Annotated in this window: 33 protein-coding genes; all 33 read right to left on the reverse strand. The window is 33.9% G+C overall.

The annotated features are described in order from the left end of the window. Window positions 1-380: 380 nt before the first annotated feature. The 33 genes from RWN11_RS00005 to rplD all read right to left on the reverse strand — a co-directional run bounded on the left by RWN11_RS00005 (window position 381) and on the right by rplD (window position 18,524). Window positions 381-1,790, reverse strand: a complete 1,410-nt coding sequence (locus tag RWN11_RS00005) for a hypothetical protein (RefSeq protein WP_314159771.1) — start codon at window positions 1,788-1,790, stop codon at window positions 381-383. After that, complete coding sequence (locus RWN11_RS00010) at window positions 1,783-2,649, reverse strand: ABC transporter ATP-binding protein (RefSeq protein ID WP_314159772.1); 867 nt, start codon at window positions 2,647-2,649, stop codon at window positions 1,783-1,785. The genes RWN11_RS00005 and RWN11_RS00010 overlap by 8 nt, the downstream gene beginning before the upstream one ends. Next, complete coding sequence (locus RWN11_RS00015) at window positions 2,624-2,770, reverse strand: hypothetical protein (RefSeq protein ID WP_314159773.1); 147 nt, start codon at window positions 2,768-2,770, stop codon at window positions 2,624-2,626. Before RWN11_RS00015 ends, RWN11_RS00010 begins: the two co-directional genes overlap by 26 nt. A gap of 2 nt (window positions 2,771-2,772) precedes the next feature. Then, window positions 2,773-3,141: a GntR family transcriptional regulator gene (locus RWN11_RS00020; protein WP_314159774.1), complete on the reverse strand. Its 369-nt coding sequence runs from the start codon at window positions 3,139-3,141 to the stop codon at window positions 2,773-2,775. 197 nt (window positions 3,142-3,338) lie between these two features. Then, entirely contained in the window at window positions 3,339-3,809 is a 471-nt protein-coding gene (locus RWN11_RS00025; RefSeq protein ID WP_314159775.1) for a threonine/serine exporter family protein, read from the reverse strand. Further along, window positions 3,809-4,579 (reverse strand): threonine/serine exporter family protein, encoded by a 771-nt coding sequence (locus RWN11_RS00030; RefSeq protein ID WP_314159776.1) that lies wholly within the window; start codon window positions 4,577-4,579, stop codon window positions 3,809-3,811. Before RWN11_RS00030 ends, RWN11_RS00025 begins: the two co-directional genes overlap by 1 nt. A gap of 1,143 nt (window positions 4,580-5,722) precedes the next feature. Continuing rightward, complete coding sequence (gene rplQ, locus RWN11_RS00035) at window positions 5,723-6,091, reverse strand: 50S ribosomal protein L17 (protein WP_003144119.1); 369 nt, start codon at window positions 6,089-6,091, stop codon at window positions 5,723-5,725. A gap of 21 nt (window positions 6,092-6,112) precedes the next feature. Further along, window positions 6,113-7,054, reverse strand: coding sequence for a DNA-directed RNA polymerase subunit alpha (locus tag RWN11_RS00040; RefSeq protein ID WP_314159777.1), 942 nt, complete (start codon window positions 7,052-7,054; stop codon window positions 6,113-6,115). Between the two features lie 35 nt (window positions 7,055-7,089). Beyond that, on the reverse strand, window positions 7,090-7,479 hold the full coding sequence (rpsK, locus tag RWN11_RS00045; RefSeq protein WP_003144405.1) for a 30S ribosomal protein S11: 390 nt from the start codon (window positions 7,477-7,479) through the stop codon (window positions 7,090-7,092). Between the two features lie 25 nt (window positions 7,480-7,504). Beyond that, complete coding sequence (gene rpsM / locus RWN11_RS00050; protein ID WP_003144419.1) at window positions 7,505-7,870, reverse strand: 30S ribosomal protein S13; 366 nt, start codon at window positions 7,868-7,870, stop codon at window positions 7,505-7,507. Window positions 7,871-7,892: 22 nt separating this feature from the next. Beyond that, window positions 7,893-8,006 carry a 50S ribosomal protein L36 gene (rpmJ, locus tag RWN11_RS00055; protein ID WP_003144208.1) on the reverse strand — a complete coding sequence of 38 codons (114 nt, stop codon included), beginning with the start codon at window positions 8,004-8,006 and terminating at the stop codon, window positions 7,893-7,895. Between the two features lie 26 nt (window positions 8,007-8,032). Further along, window positions 8,033-8,248: a translation initiation factor IF-1 gene (gene infA, locus RWN11_RS00060; protein WP_003144387.1), complete on the reverse strand. Its 216-nt coding sequence runs from the start codon at window positions 8,246-8,248 to the stop codon at window positions 8,033-8,035. Window positions 8,249-8,263: 15 nt separating this feature from the next. After that, entirely contained in the window at window positions 8,264-8,917 is a 654-nt protein-coding gene (locus RWN11_RS00065; RefSeq protein ID WP_314159824.1) for an adenylate kinase, read from the reverse strand. Window positions 8,918-8,922: 5 nt separating this feature from the next. Beyond that, a complete protein-coding gene (gene secY, locus RWN11_RS00070; RefSeq protein WP_314159778.1) occupies window positions 8,923-10,227 on the reverse strand; it encodes a preprotein translocase subunit SecY in 1,305 nt (434 codons plus the stop codon). Between the two features lie 3 nt (window positions 10,228-10,230). Beyond that, complete coding sequence (gene rplO, locus RWN11_RS00075) at window positions 10,231-10,671, reverse strand: 50S ribosomal protein L15 (protein ID WP_003144255.1); 441 nt, start codon at window positions 10,669-10,671, stop codon at window positions 10,231-10,233. 31 nt (window positions 10,672-10,702) lie between these two features. Continuing rightward, on the reverse strand, window positions 10,703-10,879 hold the full coding sequence (gene rpmD, locus RWN11_RS00080; RefSeq protein ID WP_003144406.1) for a 50S ribosomal protein L30: 177 nt from the start codon (window positions 10,877-10,879) through the stop codon (window positions 10,703-10,705). 16 nt (window positions 10,880-10,895) lie between these two features. Beyond that, window positions 10,896-11,393 carry a 30S ribosomal protein S5 gene (gene rpsE, locus RWN11_RS00085; RefSeq protein ID WP_003144191.1) on the reverse strand — a complete coding sequence of 166 codons (498 nt, stop codon included), beginning with the start codon at window positions 11,391-11,393 and terminating at the stop codon, window positions 10,896-10,898. A 19-nt stretch (window positions 11,394-11,412) separates the two neighbouring features. Next, complete coding sequence (rplR, locus tag RWN11_RS00090; RefSeq protein WP_048802798.1) at window positions 11,413-11,769, reverse strand: 50S ribosomal protein L18; 357 nt, start codon at window positions 11,767-11,769, stop codon at window positions 11,413-11,415. A 27-nt stretch (window positions 11,770-11,796) separates the two neighbouring features. Next, window positions 11,797-12,333, reverse strand: a complete 537-nt coding sequence (gene rplF, locus RWN11_RS00095) for a 50S ribosomal protein L6 (RefSeq protein ID WP_003144256.1) — start codon at window positions 12,331-12,333, stop codon at window positions 11,797-11,799. 23 nt (window positions 12,334-12,356) lie between these two features. Continuing rightward, on the reverse strand, window positions 12,357-12,752 hold the full coding sequence (gene rpsH, locus RWN11_RS00100; RefSeq protein ID WP_060914795.1) for a 30S ribosomal protein S8: 396 nt from the start codon (window positions 12,750-12,752) through the stop codon (window positions 12,357-12,359). A gap of 32 nt (window positions 12,753-12,784) precedes the next feature. Further along, window positions 12,785-13,054: a 30S ribosomal protein S14 gene (gene rpsN, locus RWN11_RS00105; protein ID WP_003144337.1), complete on the reverse strand. Its 270-nt coding sequence runs from the start codon at window positions 13,052-13,054 to the stop codon at window positions 12,785-12,787. 21 nt (window positions 13,055-13,075) lie between these two features. Then, a complete protein-coding gene (gene rplE / locus RWN11_RS00110) occupies window positions 13,076-13,615 on the reverse strand; it encodes a 50S ribosomal protein L5 (protein ID WP_003144426.1) in 540 nt (179 codons plus the stop codon). Window positions 13,616-13,646: 31 nt separating this feature from the next. Further along, window positions 13,647-13,952: a 50S ribosomal protein L24 gene (rplX, locus tag RWN11_RS00115; RefSeq protein ID WP_004633598.1), complete on the reverse strand. Its 306-nt coding sequence runs from the start codon at window positions 13,950-13,952 to the stop codon at window positions 13,647-13,649. Window positions 13,953-13,989: 37 nt separating this feature from the next. Next, on the reverse strand, window positions 13,990-14,358 hold the full coding sequence (gene rplN / locus RWN11_RS00120; RefSeq protein ID WP_003144098.1) for a 50S ribosomal protein L14: 369 nt from the start codon (window positions 14,356-14,358) through the stop codon (window positions 13,990-13,992). Window positions 14,359-14,397: 39 nt separating this feature from the next. Next, a complete protein-coding gene (rpsQ, locus tag RWN11_RS00125) occupies window positions 14,398-14,661 on the reverse strand; it encodes a 30S ribosomal protein S17 (protein WP_003144356.1) in 264 nt (87 codons plus the stop codon). Window positions 14,662-14,675: 14 nt separating this feature from the next. Beyond that, the gene (rpmC, locus tag RWN11_RS00130; protein WP_003144404.1) at window positions 14,676-14,885 is read right to left on the reverse strand and encodes a 50S ribosomal protein L29; all 210 of its coding nucleotides are present in this window, start codon (window positions 14,883-14,885) and stop codon (window positions 14,676-14,678) included. Further along, window positions 14,885-15,310 (reverse strand): 50S ribosomal protein L16, encoded by a 426-nt coding sequence (gene rplP, locus RWN11_RS00135; protein WP_003144099.1) that lies wholly within the window; start codon window positions 15,308-15,310, stop codon window positions 14,885-14,887. The genes rpmC and rplP overlap by 1 nt, the downstream gene beginning before the upstream one ends. Window positions 15,311-15,313: 3 nt before the next feature. Then, a complete protein-coding gene (gene rpsC / locus RWN11_RS00140; RefSeq protein WP_314085910.1) occupies window positions 15,314-15,967 on the reverse strand; it encodes a 30S ribosomal protein S3 in 654 nt (217 codons plus the stop codon). 51 nt (window positions 15,968-16,018) lie between these two features. Then, window positions 16,019-16,354 carry a 50S ribosomal protein L22 gene (gene rplV, locus RWN11_RS00145; protein WP_003144105.1) on the reverse strand — a complete coding sequence of 112 codons (336 nt, stop codon included), beginning with the start codon at window positions 16,352-16,354 and terminating at the stop codon, window positions 16,019-16,021. Window positions 16,355-16,387: 33 nt separating this feature from the next. Further along, window positions 16,388-16,666: a 30S ribosomal protein S19 gene (rpsS, locus tag RWN11_RS00150; protein ID WP_003144310.1), complete on the reverse strand. Its 279-nt coding sequence runs from the start codon at window positions 16,664-16,666 to the stop codon at window positions 16,388-16,390. Between the two features lie 87 nt (window positions 16,667-16,753). Beyond that, complete coding sequence (gene rplB, locus RWN11_RS00155; protein WP_003144367.1) at window positions 16,754-17,584, reverse strand: 50S ribosomal protein L2; 831 nt, start codon at window positions 17,582-17,584, stop codon at window positions 16,754-16,756. A 35-nt stretch (window positions 17,585-17,619) separates the two neighbouring features. Beyond that, complete coding sequence (rplW, locus tag RWN11_RS00160) at window positions 17,620-17,901, reverse strand: 50S ribosomal protein L23 (protein WP_003144216.1); 282 nt, start codon at window positions 17,899-17,901, stop codon at window positions 17,620-17,622. Beyond that, complete coding sequence (gene rplD, locus RWN11_RS00165) at window positions 17,901-18,524, reverse strand: 50S ribosomal protein L4 (protein ID WP_048802796.1); 624 nt, start codon at window positions 18,522-18,524, stop codon at window positions 17,901-17,903. Before rplD ends, rplW begins: the two co-directional genes overlap by 1 nt. Window positions 18,525-18,528 lie beyond the last annotated feature (4 nt).

Genomic DNA, 18,528 nt, shown 5'->3' on the forward strand with positions numbered 1-18,528 from the left:
TTTCACCAACCGAGACTCTCTTTACCATCTTTCACTTTTACTTATCTTATCAACGCGCGAATCATTAACTTGTTATTAAGTATATCAGTAAATTTTTTATGTGTCAACCGTTTTTTGAAAAATTGTGTATTTTTATCTAAAAACTTTTTATAATTTTGAGTAATTGTCAGAAAATGGGAGTGACTCAAAAATCGTGATTTCGTAGAAATCGATTTTGTCGAGTCACCCCCGCAAAGTTTATTAGATATCTAAAAAGCTTTTATAAAGCGAATTTAGATATCAATAAACCACTGCGTCTATGAGTTTTCATATAAACCTTGTTAAAATTTAGGGCTTTTGAGTCAGCCCCCTTATTATTTTTTCTAAACTTCTGTAGAATCTTATATTCTAATTTTTATTCTAATCAGTTTCCAAAGACCAGCTGGTACTAATAATATTGTTAATGCTAAAGCTAGTACATTGTTAATAGTAAATACATCCACTAATACTATTAATACGAAGGCAAATACTCCTATTAATAATATTAAGTATCCCACTAACGAAACTCTTTCTATTATGAAAAATTCTCCTTCTTTTTCTACATTATGTATTCTATAAATCTTACTTGCTAACAGCATAATTATTGTTAAAATAACTAGGTAAATAATAATATTCTTCCAAGGACTATATCCGAAATAATAAAATATTGGCATCTTTGGTATATTATCAAGAAACGGTCCTTCTGGAAGATAATTTACAAAGAACAATCTTCCTACAGCAATCCATACTACCAATGGATAATAAATTAATGTAAGAGATGGAATATACATCACACCTATGCTCAATATACTTCCACAAAAACTTGATAAAATAGCTCCTAGTAATACCAGACCTATTCCTAGTATATAAATTTTATTATTTATTTCGAGTACCGCTGGCACGTTATAAATTTCTCCTAACAAACTATTACTTATAACTGCTATATTGGTTAATCCTGTTAGAATATAGCTAACTATTAAAGTTAAGAATGATAAAATTACTTTGGCAAAGTATACTTTCTCTTTTTCATAAGGTAAGCTCGCTACAAATTTACCAAAATTAGTATGATATTCAACTCCAAAGATTAATAACGGGATCAATGTTATTAAAATATAATACCCTATATTAGTTCCCTCGTTAAACATAGTTTCTTTCAACTTAACTTTACTAGCTTCTAAATTTTCTTTTAAGAAAGTTAATGTTTTTACATTACTAATATCTAATGCTGGCGGATATACTTTATCTAATTCCTCTTGTTTATCAAAGTACTCCTTACTACCCGGCTGCATTCTTGACCATTCTTTATACTTAGAAACATTATTCAGTTCTTCTTCAGTTAAGTACTGTTTATATTTTTCACTATCATTGCCAGTAAGTACATTTAGGTCCTCATTGTTAGTATAAAATGTCCATAATGTAGCACTAGGAAAGTTATGCAAATATGCTCCAACCGCATAAGAATGTTTCATCTCAGCTAATTTTTCTTTTGATAACTTTTCTTTATAATTTTTTTGATATTCTTCTTTTTCCTTATACAATTCATATCTTTTTTGATTTAATTCATCATTAGATGCACCTTTTCTAATTTCCAATTCCTTAACTATTCCTGTTGTTAATTGAAAATCATAAACTGCAACTCCATTTTTTAATTTATTTAGTTGTTTATTGGTAGTTGTAGCAGCAAATGTCGAGAAGGCAATTAATAGTATAATTAACATTATTGAATATTGTTTCAAATATATGCGAATAATTTTTAAAATATCTTTACACATTTTCATCTTCCCCCTTACTATTTAATAAAAAGATATCCTCTAATACAATAGGGAGTTTATCATATTGAAGAAGATTTTCATCTTGAATAATGTCATGAGTAACATCATAACTTCCCTTCATAATAACCACATAAACTCTTCCAATATTACTAATAATTCTTATATCAGGGTTACGACGTAACTCCTCTGGTATTTTTTCTTGGTATACTAATTGATATTTACTATACTCATCCTTATTAATTTCTTCACTAACTCCAACTCCATCATCTAAATAGACAACCTTATCACTTATATTTTCCAGAGCATTTAATTGGTGACTACTAATTAATAACCCAACTCCATCACTTTGAGCGTCCAAAATATAATCAACTATCATTTTAATATTTATCACATCTATCCCATCTAGTGGTTCATCTAAGAAGATAAACTTCGTTCGACACGAAATCCCCAAAATCAAACTAAAAATAGCTAGTTGTCCTTTTGATAATTCAGATAATCTGCTAGTTTGTGATAATTTAATTTTTTCTAATTCTGTTTTAAAATATTGTTCATCAAAATTTTCATAAGCTAACTTGTAAAATTCACAAACTTTCTTAATTTTAGAATTTTTAAAATAATCGAATCTATCCGGTATATAAATCAATTGTTTTCTTATATTTTTATTATCTACACCTTCAATTTCTATTTCCCCAGAATCTTGACTATATATTCCTGATAGTATCTTTAATAAAGTTGTTTTCCCACTTCCATTTCTTCCAACAAGTGCTACAATTTCTCCTGTACTTACGGAAAAACTAACATTGTTTAATACTATATTTTTTAAAAATTTTTTATTAATTTTTTCTATCGTAAGCTTCATAATTTTTCTCCTTTATCTTTTTTGATATAACTTCGCATAATTTCTCCATTGATAATCCTAAAAATTTCCATTCCATGATTAATTCTTTTAACTTTCCATCGATCTTCTTCTCATTATCCATAATTAATCACCCTTTCGAAATTCCAACTTAATTTTTTCTAATAAATCTTCTTCCGAGATTCCCCTTATCTTTACTTCCCTAATTAATTCCTCAATTATCGAATCTATTAGTTCATAATTTGGAACAATATTATCAAAATTATTTGTAATAAAAGTGCCTCTCCCTACGATTGTTGTGATTATCTTTTCACTTTCTAACTGTTGAAAAGCTTTTTGAATTGTACTAACATTAACACTAAGCATTTTCGAAAATTCTCTTACCGATGGTAATTTATCTCCCTCCTGTAATAAATTTTTGCTTATCATAGACTTAATTTGATCTACTATTTGTTTATAAATCGGTTTATCTGATAATGAATCAATTTGAAACATGGTGACCTCCTTTCTAAGTGTACCATATACCACCATACATCTTCCACTTATAGTGTACCATATACCACCATACATTACAAGTAAAAAATAAGATATAATAATAAATTTCAAAGAAACAATTATTATATCTTAATCTTACTTAGATTATCATAAAATCGTACCAATTTTTTCCGGTAATTCGATTTTTGTAAATCTATTTAATTAACTTTTTTATTTAATAATGGTTTTAGTACAACTCTAAAAACCGAATCAGCTATTATTATACCAACTGCTAAACCTATTGCACCATAAAAACTATTTAAGAAAATCTTTGCGGAATTTCCATATTCATCTAATAATAATGTTCTAAATGCATCATAAATAGTTACTCCAGGTACTACCGGTACTAGTCCTGGAACAAAATAGACAGTTACAGGATTTTTAAATTTTATCGCACAAATTTGACCTATATTAGCTAATAATAACGAGCATACTAAACTCGACATAAATACACTATGTCCATGACTCCACATTTCCCAATATCCACACCATCCTATAGCTCCAATTATTCCACCAGTTACCAAAGTTTTTCTTGGAACATCACAAACAATTCCGAAAGATACTGAAGATATAAAGCTAAATATAAAATGATATAGTAGCAACAAGGCATGACTCATTACAGCAAGCATTATACCACACCTCCTAGTAGTCTAACTATATAGTACACAGTAACTATTCCTGCACCTAACGCAAATGCTACACAGAAACTTTCAATAAATCGAATAGAACCAGAAATAAACTGTCTGGCGATAATATCCCTCATCGAATTTGTTATTGTAATACCTGGTACAAGAGGAACTACTGCACCTATCATAGCAAGTCTTAGTGAATGCCCATTTAACAAAGCAAATCCTATATATCCTGCTACACCACCGACAAAAGTACTAATGTACTCAGAAATAAACGGTGCTTTTAAATAGTCGATAACTTTAATATAAACATAAAATGCTACTGCTCCAGCTATTCCTCCTGGTATTACATCCCAAAAGGTACCATCAAAGATCAAGACGATACTACCACTAAGAACCCCTGAACAAAGAACTTTAAACCAATCCTTTATAGGACTCTTTTCTTCTTGAACTCTTTTTAGTGCCTTATACATATCTGGTAAACTTATTTTTCCTGATGTAAATGCCCTTGATAGCGAATTAACTTCCGATATTTTTGTTAGATTGTAGGTTCTATCTCCTACTCTTCGGAAATCAGTCCCTAGTTTTTCTATCCTAATAAATATACCAGTAAGAGTAACATGAGTATAATATTCATCAATACGATTATCGCCAACACCATGTTTAATGATTCTCTCAAGCGTATCTTCAGTTCTATATACCTCGGCACCATTTTCCATTAATATTTTTCCCGCAAGTAACGCTGTTTTCATCAATAATTTCTCATACATTACTCTTCTCCATTCAAGATTAGATGTAAAAATAAAATTAATTAAAAACTGTAAATAATTGCACAGTTTTAAAAACTTGAAATTCAACTACATATCTAATCGTCTTACCTTCCATAAATAAATTTTAAAATCATTATATCATAAAACCATCTATAAAAACATAGTTTTTCAATTATTCAAATTAAAAAAATCTTAAGGACACGCGCAGTAAGCGTACTCCAATCAGCTTCAGCTATCGCTTTGCTTCTTGGTACGTCCTTGCGTACTTTGTACCTAACGTATGTCAATTCATAATTTTCAAATTCTACATTGTCACTTCGCAGTTGGAACTAAAAATTTCTTACGTCTCTTCCTTCCTTAGAAATTTAGTTCCTTTTGCGTATTTTGCACGTAATGATTTTTACGAATCGAAGATTCTAAAAATAAAAACACTGCCTCGCAGTCTTGACTATGAGTTAATCGTTAAATTTCACAAATCTTATGGATGAAGGGAAATTTTATCGAGTAACTTATGCAACAATAACTCTAATCATCAGAAGCAACGCGACTAAGATGATTAGTAGTTATCACTGCTACTTTTATTCGTCACTTCGTTGCGTACGTTATACGTAAGGATTTCGACGTGCCTTTGGCACTAGAAATCTCATTATAATTTACTATATTACTTTGTCACTTCGCAGTAGACGTATTCCAATCACCTTCGGCTTTTGCCTTGCTTCTTGGTACGTCCTTGCGTATTTTGCACGTAATGATTTTTACAAATCGAAGATTCTAAAAATCTTAACACTGCCTCGCAGTCTTGACTAAACTTTTATTCGTCACTTCGTTCCTCTAAAAGTAAGTCTTCGTTGCGTACGTTGTACGTAAGGATTTCGACGTGCCTTTGGCACTAGAAATTCAAACGTACAACGCAAAAAAAGACTACCTTGCCTGGTAATCTTTTAAAGTATAATTAGATTTAATTTTTAAAGGGACAAAAGGGTATCCTAGCGATATGCTAGGATACATTAGAGCTAGACGACGTAGCCTTTTCCTACGCATTTCAAGCACTCTTTTGCCAAAAAAATTAGTTTAAATTCTTGTTGTATGTGTTGTTTAGTTGTGTGTGTATGTAGTATGTTATTGTTGTATGAAAAATTTTTATTAAACTAATTCTATAATAGCTGTTTCTGCACCATCACCTTTACGTGGTCCAACACGTAGAATACGAGTGTATCCACCGTTACGGTCAGCATATTTAGGTGCTACTTCTTCAAATAATTTTTTAAGAGCTAATTGACTCTTACCTTCTTCAGTTGCTACTGCAACAGGTTGGATGAATTTAGCTGCATTACGTCTTGCTGCTAGATCACCTTTTTTACCTAATGTAATCATTTTTTCTGCTAATGAACGAACTTCTTTCGCTCTTGTAACAGTTGTTTCAATTCTACCGTGTACTAGTAGAGCAGTTACTAAGTTTCTTAACATCGCTTTACGGTGAGCTGATGTACGTCCTAATTTTCTGTAACCCATTAGTGTGCCTCCTTGTTAGTATTATTCTTCTTTGAATCCTAGTTCTAACTCTTGAAGTTTAATTTTAACTTCTTCTAGAGATTTACGACCTAAGTTTCTTACTTTAATCATTTCTTGTTCTGTTTTGTTAGCTAATTCTTGTACTGTGTTAATTCCTGCACGTTTTAAGCAGTTGTAACTACGTACTGATAAGTCTAATTCTTCAATTGTCATTTCTAACATTTGAACTTTATTATCTTCTTCTTTAGCTACCAATATTTCAGCAGCTTTTGCTTCTTCAGACATTTCCATAAATAATTCTAAGTGCGAAATTAGAATTTTAGATGCTAATGCTAAAGCGTCGTTAGCTGTAATTGAACCATTTGTAGTAACGTCTAAGATAAGTTTATCAAAGTCAGTACTTTGACCTACCCTAGTTTTTTCTACAGTATAGTTAACTTTTGATACTGGTGTGTAAATTGAATCGATTGGAATAACTCCGATTGGTAAGTCACGTTTTTTGTTACCATCAGCTGGTATAAATCCACGTCCTTTTCCAACGTAAATGATCATTTCAAATTGTCCACCTTCAGATACTGTTGCAATGTGTTGATCAGTATTTACTACTTCGATATCAGAATCGATAGCGATGTCTGCTGCTGTAACAACTGCAGGACCTTTAACACTGATTGATACTTGTTTTTCTTCTTCAGAATGAACTACAAATGCGATGTTTTTAACGTTCATAATGATTTCAGTAACATCTTCTACAACACCTTTAATTGCTTGGAATTCGTGTTGAACTCCTTCAATATCGATGCTTCTTGCTGCTGCTCCTGGTAATGATGAGATTAACATTCTTCTCAATGAATTACCTAATGTAGTTCCATATCCACGTTCAAGTGGTTCAACTACAAAGCGACCAAATCTTTTATCTGATGATTCTTCAATGATTTGAATTTTTGGTTTTTCTATTGCTAACATTATGTTAAACCTCCTAAATTTTGTCTATGTTATTATTATACACGACGACGTTTAGGTGGGCGACATCCATTGTGAGGAACTGGAGTTACGTCTTTGATTGATGTAACTTCTAATCCAGCAGATTGTAATGCACGAATAGCTGCTTCACGTCCTGCACCTGGACCTTTAACTGTTACATCTACATATTTCATTCCGTGTTCCATAGCTTGTTTAGCTGCTGCTTCACTTGCCATTTGTGCTGCGAATGGAGTAGATTTTCTAGAACCTTTGAATCCTAGTGCTCCTGCACTTGACCATGATACTGCATTACCATGTTCATCTGTAATTGTTACGATTGAGTTGTTGAATGTAGAACGAATGTGTGCAACACCATTTTGTATATTTTTTTTCACACGACGTTTACGTGATTGTTGTTTACGAGCCATAGTTGTGTTTCTCCTCCTATCCTAATTATTTTTTCTTGTTCGCAACTGTTTTCTTAGGACCTTTACGAGTACGAGAGTTGTTCTTAGTGTTTTGCCCTCTTACTGGAAGTCCACGACGGTGACGAATTCCTCTGTAACATCCGATTTCCATTAGACGTTTGATGTTTAATGAAACTTCACGACGTAAGTCACCTTCTGTTTTGTAGTTATCTACGATTTCACGAATTTTATCTAGTTGATCTTCTGTTAAGTCTTTAACTCTCACATCTTCAGAAACTCCAGCTTCTTTTAAGATTTTTTGAGAAGTTTTTAAACCTATACCATATACATAAGTTAGAGATATAACAACGCGTTTCTCACGTGGAATATCTACTCCTGCTATACGTGCCATTAAGTTTGCACCTCCTAATTAATTATCCTTGTTTTTGTTTATGTTTTGCGTTTTCGCAAATCACTAATACTTTACCACCACGACGAATTACTTTACATTTGTCACAGATTTTTTTTACTGATGGTCTTACTTTCATCGTTATTTCCTCCTTGAGTTTATAACTTACTTGAATCTATAAGTTATTCTACCTTTTGTCAGGTCATACGGACTCATTTCTACTGTAACTTTATCACCTGGTAAAATTCTTATATAATTCATTCTGATTTTTCCAGAAACATGAGCTAAAATAATATGACCATTTTCTAATTCTACTTTAAACATTGCATTCGGCAAGTTTTCTACTACTAAACCTTCTACTTCAATGACATCTTTTGCCATACTTTTCCTCCCTGACTATTTCAGTTTATCTAATATATTTTGTACGTCTTGGAAAACTACTTTGATGTCTTGGTCACCATTAACATTTTCAACTACTCCTTCTTTTTGACTATAGAAGTCTAAAAGAGGTTTTGTTTGTTTGATGTTAACTTCTAAGCGATTACCAACTGTTTCTTCGTTGTCATCACTTCTTTGGTATAATTCACCACCATCATTATCACAAATACCTTCAACTTTTGTAGGGTTGAAAAGTAAGTGATAAGTGTTTCCACATTGTTTACAGATTCTTCTACCTGTTAAACGAGGTAACAGAATAGCTGGATCTACATCGATATTTAGTACTTTATCGATTTTTCTATTAGTTTTTGCTAAAATTTGATCAAGGGCTTCAGCTTGTTCTACTGTTCTTGGAAAACCGTCAAGTAAAAAGCCTTCTTTTGCATCTTCTTGATTCAATCTTTCTTCAACTAATCCTATAGTTACACTGTCAGGAACAAGTTGTCCTTTATCAATATAACTTTTTGCTTCTTTTCCAAGCGGAGTCTCATTTTTAATAGCAGCTCTAAACATATCTCCAGTAGAAATATGCGGAATTGGATAATTCGCTTTAATTTGCTCTGCTTGAGTACCTTTACCCGCTCCTGGTAATCCCATTAAAATAATATTCATCATGATTATTTACCACCTTTTCGTCCTGTAATAAAACTTCTATAGTTCTTCTCTGTTAATTGAGTATTAAGTTGTTTAACTGTCTCTAGCGCTACACTGACAACAATTATTAAACTTGTACCACCAATTTGAACAGATGCTGGTAATTTAGCAATGCTTGTGAATATTGTTGGAAGAACCGAAACAGCTGCTAGGAATATTGAACCTACAAACGTTAGTCTGTATAAAATACCTGTAATGTATTGTTCAGTTTTTTTACCTGGTCTAACCCCTGGAACAAAACTTCCTTGTTTTCTTAAATTATCAGCCATTTTTTCTGGGTTAACTTGAACCATTACATAGAAGTAACAGAACGCAATAATTAATACTACGTATAATGTTAATCCTAGAACATGACTGAAATCGAAATATGATACAATTCTTTGTAACTTTTCGTTATTAGGTGCGAATATCGCAATAGTTCTAGGTAATTGTAAGAATGCGATAGCGAAGATTACTGGGATAACCCCGGCACTGTTCACTTTAAGAGGCAAGTAAGTTGATCTTGCTCCTAACATTCTACGACCTGCTCTCGCTTGAGAGTATTGAATAGGAATTTTACGAATTGCTTCTTGCATGTAAACAACAGCAGCAACAATTCCTATAACAATGATTGCTACAATAACAATTTTTAAAATTGCTAATGTAAGGTTCTCAGCATCTTTAATTTGAGATTCATAAACTTGAATGAATTCCATTGGTAAGCGAGCGATAATACCCGCTAAGATAATGATAGAAACACCATTACCTACACCATATTGAGATATCTGATCCCCTAGCCATAGTAATAATGCTGTACCAGCAGTTAATACTAAAGCTACTGTAATGAATCCTATGACTGATGTGTCTTTGATTAGTCCTTGATATGCATTATTAAATCCATAAGACATAATAAGCGATTGGATAAATGCTAAGACAATAGCCAAGACTCTTGTTAATTTTTGAGTTTTTTTATGTCCTACTTCACCTTGTTTTGACCACTCAGTTAATGTAGGAATAACATCCATTTGCATAAGTTGAATTACGATTGATGCTGTAATGTATGGCATGATACCCATAGCGAATACAGAAAACTGTTGTAAAGCTCCTCCTGCAAATGTATTAAATATTCCGAATAATCCAGATGCATCTTGACTTTTAAGAACATCTGCATCTACTCCAGGTATCGGTAAGTAAGAACCGATACGGAATAGGAATATACCAAATAAGGTAAATAAAATTTTGTTACGAGTTTCTTTAACTTTAAATAAATTTAGTGATGCACTAAACATATATTATAGCACCTCGCAAACTCCTCCAGCTGCTTCAATAGCTTCTTTTGCTGAAGATGAGAATTTGTGAGCTTGTACAGTTAATTTTTTCTCTAATTTACCGTTAGCTAATACTTTAACACCTGAAAGTTCTTTTTTAATAACTTTAGTTTCTAATAATAGAGCAGGTGATACTACAGTACCATCTTCAAATTTATTTAAGTCGTCAAGATTTACAACTGCAAATTCTTTTCTGTTTACATTGTTAAATCCACGTTTTGGAATACGTCTGAATAATGGGTTTTGTCCACCTTCAAATCCTGGGCGAACTCCACCACCACTACGTGCTTTTTGTCCTTTTTGACCACGTCCTGAAGTTTTACCATTTCCTGATCCAATCCCACGACCTACTCTGTTACGCTCTTTACGAGAACCTTCAACTGGTTGTAATTCATGTAATTTCATTTAGACTAGCACCTCCTTGTATTAATAATTCTTATTTTTCTTCTACTGTTACTAAGTGTGAAACTTTGTTGATCATTCCGCGAATCGCAGCGTTATCTTTGTGTTCAACTGTTTGGTGCATTTTTTTAAGACCAAGAGCTTCAACAACTTTTCTTTGATTCTTTGGACGACCAATAGTACTACGAGTTAGGGTTACTTTTAATGTCATGTTCTTTTCCCTCCTCTTATCCTAATAATTCTTCCACAGATTTACCACGTAAAGCTGCTACGTGTTCTACTGTTTGTAATCTTGTTAATCCTTCGATTGTAGCACGAACCATGTTTACTGGTGTGTTTGAACCTAGAGATTTTGATAAGATATTTGAAATACCTGATAATTCTAATACGGCACGAACTGGTCCACCAGCGATAACCCCTGTACCAGGTGCAGCTGGTTTGATTAATACTGAACCTGCTCCAAATTGTCCGATGATTTCGTGAGGTATTGTTCCATTAACTACTGGTACAGTAATTAAGTTATGTTTAGCAGCTTCAACTGCTTTTCTGATTGCATCTGGTACTTCTTGAGCTTTACCTGTACCAAATCCTACGCGACCATTTTTGTCACCAACTACTACTAAAGCAGAGAAACGGAAACGACGTCCACCTTTAACAACTTTAGCTACACGGCGAATGGCAACTACGCGTTCTTCAAATTCTTTTTTGATTTCTTCTTGACGCATCTACTTATTTCCCTCCTTATTAGAATACAAGTCCGTTTTCACGTGCTGCTTCAGCTAATGCTTTAACACGTCCGTGATATAGGTATCCTCCACGGTCGAAAACAACTTTTTCAATTCCTTTAGTTTTAGCTACTTCTGCGATTAATTTTCCAACTTCTTTAGCTGCTTCTACACTTGATTTAGAAACGTTCTCAAGTTTTAATGAAGAAGCTTGTGCTAATGTAACACCTTTAGTGTCATCAATAATTTGTGCGTAAATGTTTGTGTTTGAACGGTATACGTTTAAACGTGGAACTTCTGTAGTTCCTTGAACTTTAACACGTACTCTTGCGTGTCTTTTTTTACGAACTTTATTTTTATCAAGTTTCGTAATCATATTTGAAACACTCCTTTCTGTTATCTATTATTTACCAGTTTTTCCTTCTTTACGGCGAACATATTCACCTACGTAGCGAATACCTTTACCTTTATAAGGTTCTGGAGGACGTACTGCACGAACTTTAGCTGCGTATTGTCCTACTACTTCTTTGTTAATACCTTCGATACTAACTTTAGTGTTTCCTTCAACACCTAATGTAATTCCTTCGATTTCTTCGAATTCAACTGGGTGAGAGTATCCAACACTTAGTACTAATTTTTTACCTTGCATTTGAGCACGGTATCCAACCCCGATTAATTCAAGTTCTTTTTTGAATCCAGCAGATACACCTTCAACCATGTTAGCTAAGATAGCACGAGTTGTTCCGTGTACTGTACGGTGACGTTTAGAGTCAGATGGACGTACTACTGTGATTTCACTTCCTTCAATGTTGAAAGTCATGTCTTTATCAAATTGTTGTTTTAATTCACCTTTAGGTCCTTTAACTGTTGCGAAGTTATCAACGATGTTAACTTCAACCCCTGCAGGTACTGTAATAACTTTATTACCTATACGTGACATTTAATTGGCACCTCCTTATAATATTACCAGATGTAAGCTAATACTTCTCCACCTGTGTTATTTTTACGAGCAACTTTATCAGTTACAACTCCAGTTGAAGTTGATACGATTGCTATTCCTAGTCCATTTAATACTCTTGGCAGTTCATCTGCTTTAGCGTATACGCGTAAACCAGGTTTTGAAATTCTTTTAATTCCTTTAATTACTCTTTCACCTTTTGAGTATTTAAGAGTAAGTTTAAGTTTTCCTTGTTTGTTATCTTCGATGTATTCTACATCTTTAATGAAACCTTCTTGTTTTAAGATTTCTGCAATTTGCTTTTTAATATTTGACGCAGGTAATTCTAATGTTTCGTGTTTAACCATGTTAGCATTACGAATACGTGTTAGCATATCTGCGATAGGATCTGTCATTGTCATTAGGATAAATCCTCCTTTCTTCTACTAATATATTACCAACTTGCTTTTTTAACTCCAGGAATTTGTCCTTTGTAAGCTAATTCACGGAATTTAATACGGCTGATTCCAAATTTTCCAATGTATCCGTGAGGACGTCCAGTTATGCTACAACGATTGTGTAAACGAGCTGGAGCTGAGTTTTTTGGAAGTTTGCTAAGTCCGATGTAATCACCTTTAGCTTTTAATTCCGCTCTTTTAGCTGCATACTTGTCAACTAATTTTTGGCGTTTTAATTCACGCTCTACCATTGCTTTTTTAGCCATGTGTCTTTTACCTCACCTTTCTTATTTTGCGAATGGCATTCCACATTGTGTTAATAACTCACGAGCTTCTTCATCTGTGTTAGCTGTTGTTACTATAACGATGTCCATACCACGTACTTTACTTACTTTATCGTAATCAATTTCAGGGAAAATTAATTGTTCTTTAACACCTAGTGTGTAGTTACCACGACCATCGAATGCTTTTTTAGAAACACCGTGGAAGTCACGTACACGTGGAAGTGCTACAGTTACTAATTTGTCGAAGAATTCATACATTCTTTCTCCACGTAAAGTAACTTTAGCCCCGATAGGCATACCTTCACGAAGTCTGTAAGTAGCGATTGATTTTTTAGCTCTTGTTACTAATGGTTTTTGACCAGAAATTAAAGCTAATTCTGCTACTGCGTTGTCTAGGGCTTTAGAGTTTTGCACAGCATCACCTACACCCATGTTAATTACGATTTTTTCAATTTTTGGTACTTGCATAACACTGCTGTACTCAAATTTTGTCATTAATTCTTTTGTTATCTCAGATTTAAATTTATCTTCTAAACGAGCCATCTAAAATAGTGCCTCCTTTCTTCAACTATTATTATATTTCTTTTCCTGATTTTACTGCGATACGTACTTTCTTACCATCTTTTTCTTCGAAACGTACTCTTGTCGCTTTTCCAGTTTCAGGATCTTGTAACATTACGTTTGATACGTGAATTGCTGCTTCTTTTTCTACGATTCCACCTTGAGGTGCATCTTGAGAATTCTTAACGTGTTTTTTAATGATGTTAACACCTTCTACAACAACACGATCTTTTTTAGGTTGAGCTTCGATTACTGTACCAACTTTACCTTTGTCTTTACCAGTAATTACTACAACTTTATCACCTTTTTTAATGAACATTTCTTGTTAACCTCCTTCTTTACTGTACTTTTTATTATTATAATACTTCTGGAGCTAGTGATACGATTTTCATGTAGTTACCGTCTCTTAATTCACGAGCAACTGGTCCGAAAATACGTGTACCACGTGGGCTCTTATCATCACGGATAATTACACAAGCATTTTCATCAAATTTAATATATGAACCGTCGTTACGACGAGCTCCTGTTTTTGTACGAACGATTACGGCTTTAACTACTTCACCTTTTTTAACAACTCCACCTGGTGTTGCTTTTTTAACAGAACATACAATTACGTCACCAATGTTAGCAACTTTACGTCCTGAACCACCTAGAACTTTGATTGTTAAAACTTCTTTTGCTCCTGAGTTATCAGCCACTTTTAAGCGTGTTTCTTGTTGAATCATGCGCTTTTTGCCTCCTTCTTAGGGTTTATCCTAGTTTTATTAGATTATAACTGCTTCTTCTACTACTTCTACTAAACGGAAGTTTTTAGTTGCAGATAATGGACGAGTTTCCATTATTTTTACGATATCATTTAATTTAGCAACATTGTTTTCATCATGTGCTTTGAATTTTTTAGAATATTTTACACGTTTACCGTATAGAGGGTGTTTTTTGTAAGTTTCTACTAAAACTGTGATTGTTTTATCCATTTTATCAGAAACTACTTTTCCAACGTAAACTTTTCTATCATTTCTCTCAGTCATGTTTGCCTCCTATATTATTTATTCGCTAATTCTCTTTCGCGAATAACAGTTTTCATACGAGCGATTGATTTTCTAACTTGACTAATACGAGCTGTATTTTCTAATTGACCAGTTGCCAATTGGAAGCGTAAGTTGAAAAGCTCTTCTTTTAATTCTTTGATTTTTGTTTCTAACTCTTGTGAAGTTAATTCTCTAATCATTGATTTGAATTCATTTGTTTTCATTATGCTTCACCACCTGTTTCTTCACGTTTTACAAATTTACATTTAACAGGTAACTTGTGAGATGCAAGTCTTAGAGCTTCACGTGCAACTTCTTCACTTACTCCAGCAACTTCGAACATCACTCTACCTGGTTTAACGATTGCAACCCATCCTTCTACTGCACCTTTACCAGATCCCATACGTACTTCTAATGGTTTTTTAGTGTAAGGCATGTGAGGGAAGATTTTAATCCAAACTTTACCACCACGTTTCATATAACGAGTCATCGCTATACGAGCAGCTTCTATTTGACGAGAAGTAACTCTTGCTGCAGTAGTAGCTTGTAATCCAAATTCACCGAAATCTACTACGTTTCCGCCTTTAGATTTACCTTTTGTTGATTGTCTGTGTTGACGACGATATTTAACACGTTTAGGCATTAACATAAATTAGTTACCTCCTTTTTCAGATTTTCTAGTTGGTAATACTTCACCACGGTTAATCCAAACTTTAACTCCAAGTTTACCATAAGTTGTATCTGCTTCTTCATGAGCGTAGTCGATGTCTGCTCTTAATGTGTGTAGTGGCACTGAACCTTCTGAGTAGTGTTCTGCACGAGCGATATCTGCTCCACCAAGACGTCCTGATACTTGAGTTTTAATTCCTTTAGCTCCTGCTCTCATAGCTCTTTGGATAGCTTGTTTTTGAGCACGACGGAATGATACACGAGCTTCTAATTGACGAGCAATGTTTTCAGCTACTAATTTAGCGTCGATATCAACTTTTTTGATTTCAACTACATTAATGTGTACTCTTTTCCCAGTTAATTTGTTTAATTCTAATCTTAATTTATCGATCTCAGCACCACCTTTACCGATAACCATACCTGGTTTACCAGTGTGTACTGAAATGTTTACTTTCTTATCAAATCTTTCAATTTCTACTTTAGAAACTGAAGCGTCTTTTAATTGTTTACTGATGAACTCACGGATTTTGAAATCTTCGTGTAAGTTAGCAGCGAAATCTTTTTCCGCATACCATTTTGAATCCCAATCACGAATAACTCCAACACGTAAGCCTATTGGATGTACTTTTTGACCCACAGTTTGTAGCCTCCTTTAACTAGTTTAGCTTTTATAATTTCTTAATTTTTATTATTTGTTATCACTTAAAACGATAGTGATGTGACTTGTTCTTTTGTTGATTGAACTTGCAGCACCTTTTGCTCTTGGACGGAATCTTTTAAGAGTTGGTCCTTCATTTGCAAATGCTTGTGATACTACTAAGTCTTCTACATTCATTCCATAGTTGTGTTCAGCGTTAGCAGCAGCTGATTTAATAACTTTAGCTACTGGTAAAGAAGCTGATTTAGTTGTGAATTCTAAAATTCCTAATGCTTCGCCCACTTTTTTCCCACGTACTAAGTCTAATACTAGTCTTACTTTACGAGGAGCAATGCGGACTGTCTTAGCGATTGCTTTTGACTCCATGAATGTGCCTCCTTGATTTTACTAATTTCTAAATTATCTTCTTGTTTTTCTGTCGTCTGCAACGTGACCTTTGTAAGTTCTTGTTGGTGCAAACTCACCTAATTTGTGTCCTACCATATCTTCAGTCACATATACAGGTACATGTTTTCTTCCGTCATATACTGCAAAAGTAAGTCCTATGAATGTTGGGAAGATTGTTGAACGACGAGACCAAGTTTTAATTACTTGTTTCTTTTCTTGTTCGTTCATTTTTTCAACTTTTGCTAATAAGTGGTGATCAGCGAATGGTCCTTTTTTTAAACTACGAGCCATTGTGTTATCTCCTTTCCGATACTTTGCATACTTAAGGCTTTGGTAAAGAGCACTTGCTCCTCACCAACTAACCTTTGTTTAATTTTATTATTTAGTTCTAGCACGTACGATAAATTTGTTTGAACGAGCTTTTTTAGAACGAGTTTTCTTACCAAGAGTAGGTTTACCCCATGGTGACATTGGTGATTTACGTCCGATTGAAGTACGTCCTTCACCACCACCGTGTGGGTGATCGTTCGGGTTCATAACAGATCCACGTACAGTTGGTCTTTTACCTAACCAACGAGTTCTACCGGCTTTACCGATATTTACTAGTCCGTGTTGTTCGTTACCAACTTCACCGATTGTAGCACGGCAAGTTGCTAAGATCATTCTTACTTCTCCTGATTTAAGACGTACTAATACGTATTTACCTTCTTTACCAAGTACTTGAGCACTTGCTCCAGCAGAACGTACTAATTGTCCACCTTTACCAGGTTTAAGTTCGATGTTGTGAATTAATGTCCCTACAGGGATGTTTGCTAGTGGTAATGCATTACCAACTTTAATATCAGCAGTTTCACCAGATACTAAGATTTGTCCTACTTTAAGTTCTTTAGGAGCGATGATGTATCTTTTTTCTCCATCTACATAGTGTAATAGAGCGATGTTCGCTGAACGGTTTGGATCGTACTCGATAGTAGCAACTTTTGCTGGTACGTTGTCTTTATTTCTCTTGAAGTCAATAATACGGTATTGTTTTTTGTGTCCTCCACCGTGGTGACGAACTGTAATTTTACCTTGGTTATTTCTTCCCGCTTTTTTCGGTAGCGGCGCTAATAATGACTTTTCTGGTTTGTTAGTTGTAATTTCCGCAAAATCTAATGATGTCATGTTACGACGACCGTTAGTTATAGCTTTATATACTTTAATTGCCATTTGTCATTTTTCCTCCTTAATGGTATTTGTTATTCTTAAGCGAATAATCCTTCGATTGTTTGTCCTTCTGCTAACTTAACGATTGCTTTTCTACGTTTGTTAGTGTAACCACCGTATCTTCCAACACGACGGAATTTTGGTTTGTAGTTCATTACGTTTACTTTCTCAACTTTAACTCCGAAGATTTCTTCGATAGCTTGTTTAATTTGAGTTTTGTGAGCGCGTGTGTCTACTAGGAAAGTGTATTTATTTTCTTGCATTAATAAATAACTTTTTTCAGTTAGTACTGGGCGTTTGATAATATCGCGTGCTTCCATTATGCTAATACCTCCCCAACTTTTTCTACTGCATCTTTAGTGAATACAACTTTGTTGCTTCCTAAGATGTCTAATACGTTAAGACCAGTTGTTTCTACAAATTCAACTCCTGGAATATTTCTTCCTGATAAAACAGTATTTTCTTCTAGTTCAGTAACTACGAATAATACTTTTTTCTCTAGGCTAAGGTTTGATAACATTTCTTTAAAGTTTTTAGTTTTAATTGTATCAAATGATAAACTTTCTAATGCAAATACTTCGTTAGCTGCTACTTTAGAAGATAAAGCAGAACGCAATGCTAAACGACGCATTTTACGAGGCATTTTGAAGCTGTAGCTACGTGGTGTAGGTCCGAATACAATTCCACCTCCACGCCATTGTGGTGAACGGATAGATCCTTGACGAGCACGACCTGTTCCTTTTTGACGCCATGGTTTGCGACCACCACCTGAAACTTCAGAACGTCCTTTTGTTTTGTGTGTACCTTGACGAAGTGATGCTCTTTGTAAAGTTACAGCTTGGAATAAAACGTGTTGATTTGGTTCGATTCCGAATACTGCTTCATTAGCTTCAACTGCACCAACTTTAGTACCGTCTTGTTTAAATAAATCTAATTGTGGCATTATC

Source organism: uncultured Gemella sp. (genome assembly GCF_963519265.1).
Lineage (GTDB): Bacteria > Bacillota > Bacilli > Staphylococcales > Gemellaceae > Gemella.

What these genes read in the sequence shown, in the direction of transcription:
- RWN11_RS00005 (WP_314159771.1), bottom strand. Translation starts at nt 1,790, where the DNA reads ATGTGTAAAGATATTTTAAAAATTATTCGCATATATTTGAAACAATAT.
- RWN11_RS00010 (WP_314159772.1), bottom strand. Translation starts at nt 2,649, where the DNA reads ATGAAGCTTACGATAGAAAAAATTAATAAAAAATTTTTAAAAAATATA.
- RWN11_RS00015 (WP_314159773.1), bottom strand. Translation starts at nt 2,770, where the DNA reads ATGGATAATGAGAAGAAGATCGATGGAAAGTTAAAAGAATTAATCATG.
- RWN11_RS00020 (WP_314159774.1), bottom strand. Translation starts at nt 3,141, where the DNA reads ATGTTTCAAATTGATTCATTATCAGATAAACCGATTTATAAACAAATA.
- RWN11_RS00025 (WP_314159775.1), bottom strand. Translation starts at nt 3,809, where the DNA reads ATGCTTGCTGTAATGAGTCATGCCTTGTTGCTACTATATCATTTTATA.
- RWN11_RS00030 (WP_314159776.1), bottom strand. Translation starts at nt 4,579, where the DNA reads ATGTATGAGAAATTATTGATGAAAACAGCGTTACTTGCGGGAAAAATA.
- rplQ (WP_003144119.1), bottom strand. Translation starts at nt 6,091, where the DNA reads ATGGGTTACAGAAAATTAGGACGTACATCAGCTCACCGTAAAGCGATG.
- RWN11_RS00040 (WP_314159777.1), bottom strand. Translation starts at nt 7,054, where the DNA reads ATGTTAGCAATAGAAAAACCAAAAATTCAAATCATTGAAGAATCATCA.
- rpsK (WP_003144405.1), bottom strand. Translation starts at nt 7,479, where the DNA reads ATGGCTCGTAAACAACAATCACGTAAACGTCGTGTGAAAAAAAATATA.
- rpsM (WP_003144419.1), bottom strand. Translation starts at nt 7,870, where the DNA reads ATGGCACGTATAGCAGGAGTAGATATTCCACGTGAGAAACGCGTTGTT.
- rpmJ (WP_003144208.1), bottom strand. Translation starts at nt 8,006, where the DNA reads ATGAAAGTAAGACCATCAGTAAAAAAAATCTGTGACAAATGTAAAGTA.
- infA (WP_003144387.1), bottom strand. Translation starts at nt 8,248, where the DNA reads ATGGCAAAAGATGTCATTGAAGTAGAAGGTTTAGTAGTAGAAAACTTG.
- RWN11_RS00065 (WP_314159824.1), bottom strand. Translation starts at nt 8,917, where the DNA reads ATGAATATTATTTTAATGGGATTACCAGGAGCGGGTAAAGGTACTCAA.
- secY (WP_314159778.1), bottom strand. Translation starts at nt 10,227, where the DNA reads ATGTTTAGTGCATCACTAAATTTATTTAAAGTTAAAGAAACTCGTAAC.
- rplO (WP_003144255.1), bottom strand. Translation starts at nt 10,671, where the DNA reads ATGAAATTACATGAATTACAACCAGTTGAAGGTTCTCGTAAAGAGCGT.
- rpmD (WP_003144406.1), bottom strand. Translation starts at nt 10,879, where the DNA reads ATGACATTAAAAGTAACCCTAACTCGTAGTACTATTGGTCGTCCAAAG.
- rpsE (WP_003144191.1), bottom strand. Translation starts at nt 11,393, where the DNA reads ATGCGTCAAGAAGAAATCAAAAAAGAATTTGAAGAACGCGTAGTTGCC.
- rplR (WP_048802798.1), bottom strand. Translation starts at nt 11,769, where the DNA reads ATGATTACGAAACTTGATAAAAATAAAGTTCGTAAAAAAAGACACGCA.
- rplF (WP_003144256.1), bottom strand. Translation starts at nt 12,333, where the DNA reads ATGTCACGTATAGGTAATAAAGTTATTACAGTACCTGCAGGGGTTGAA.
- rpsH (WP_060914795.1), bottom strand. Translation starts at nt 12,752, where the DNA reads ATGACAATGACAGATCCTATCGCAGATATGCTAACACGTATTCGTAAT.
- rpsN (WP_003144337.1), bottom strand. Translation starts at nt 13,054, where the DNA reads ATGGCTAAAAAAGCAATGGTAGAGCGTGAATTAAAACGCCAAAAATTA.
- rplE (WP_003144426.1), bottom strand. Translation starts at nt 13,615, where the DNA reads ATGGCTCGTTTAGAAGATAAATTTAAATCTGAGATAACAAAAGAATTA.
- rplX (WP_004633598.1), bottom strand. Translation starts at nt 13,952, where the DNA reads ATGTTCATTAAAAAAGGTGATAAAGTTGTAGTAATTACTGGTAAAGAC.
- rplN (WP_003144098.1), bottom strand. Translation starts at nt 14,358, where the DNA reads ATGATTCAACAAGAAACACGCTTAAAAGTGGCTGATAACTCAGGAGCA.
- rpsQ (WP_003144356.1), bottom strand. Translation starts at nt 14,661, where the DNA reads ATGACTGAGAGAAATGATAGAAAAGTTTACGTTGGAAAAGTAGTTTCT.
- rpmC (WP_003144404.1), bottom strand. Translation starts at nt 14,885, where the DNA reads ATGAAAACAAATGAATTCAAATCAATGATTAGAGAATTAACTTCACAA.
- rplP (WP_003144099.1), bottom strand. Translation starts at nt 15,310, where the DNA reads ATGTTAATGCCTAAACGTGTTAAATATCGTCGTCAACACAGACAATCA.
- rplV (WP_003144105.1), bottom strand. Translation starts at nt 16,354, where the DNA reads ATGGAGTCAAAAGCAATCGCTAAGACAGTCCGCATTGCTCCTCGTAAA.
- rpsS (WP_003144310.1), bottom strand. Translation starts at nt 16,666, where the DNA reads ATGGCTCGTAGTTTAAAAAAAGGACCATTCGCTGATCACCACTTATTA.
- rplB (WP_003144367.1), bottom strand. Translation starts at nt 17,584, where the DNA reads ATGGCAATTAAAGTATATAAAGCTATAACTAACGGTCGTCGTAACATG.
- rplW (WP_003144216.1), bottom strand. Translation starts at nt 17,901, where the DNA reads ATGGAAGCACGCGATATTATCAAACGCCCAGTACTAACTGAAAAAAGT.
- rplD (WP_048802796.1), bottom strand. Translation starts at nt 18,524, where the DNA reads ATGCCACAATTAGATTTATTTAAACAAGACGGTACTAAAGTTGGTGCA.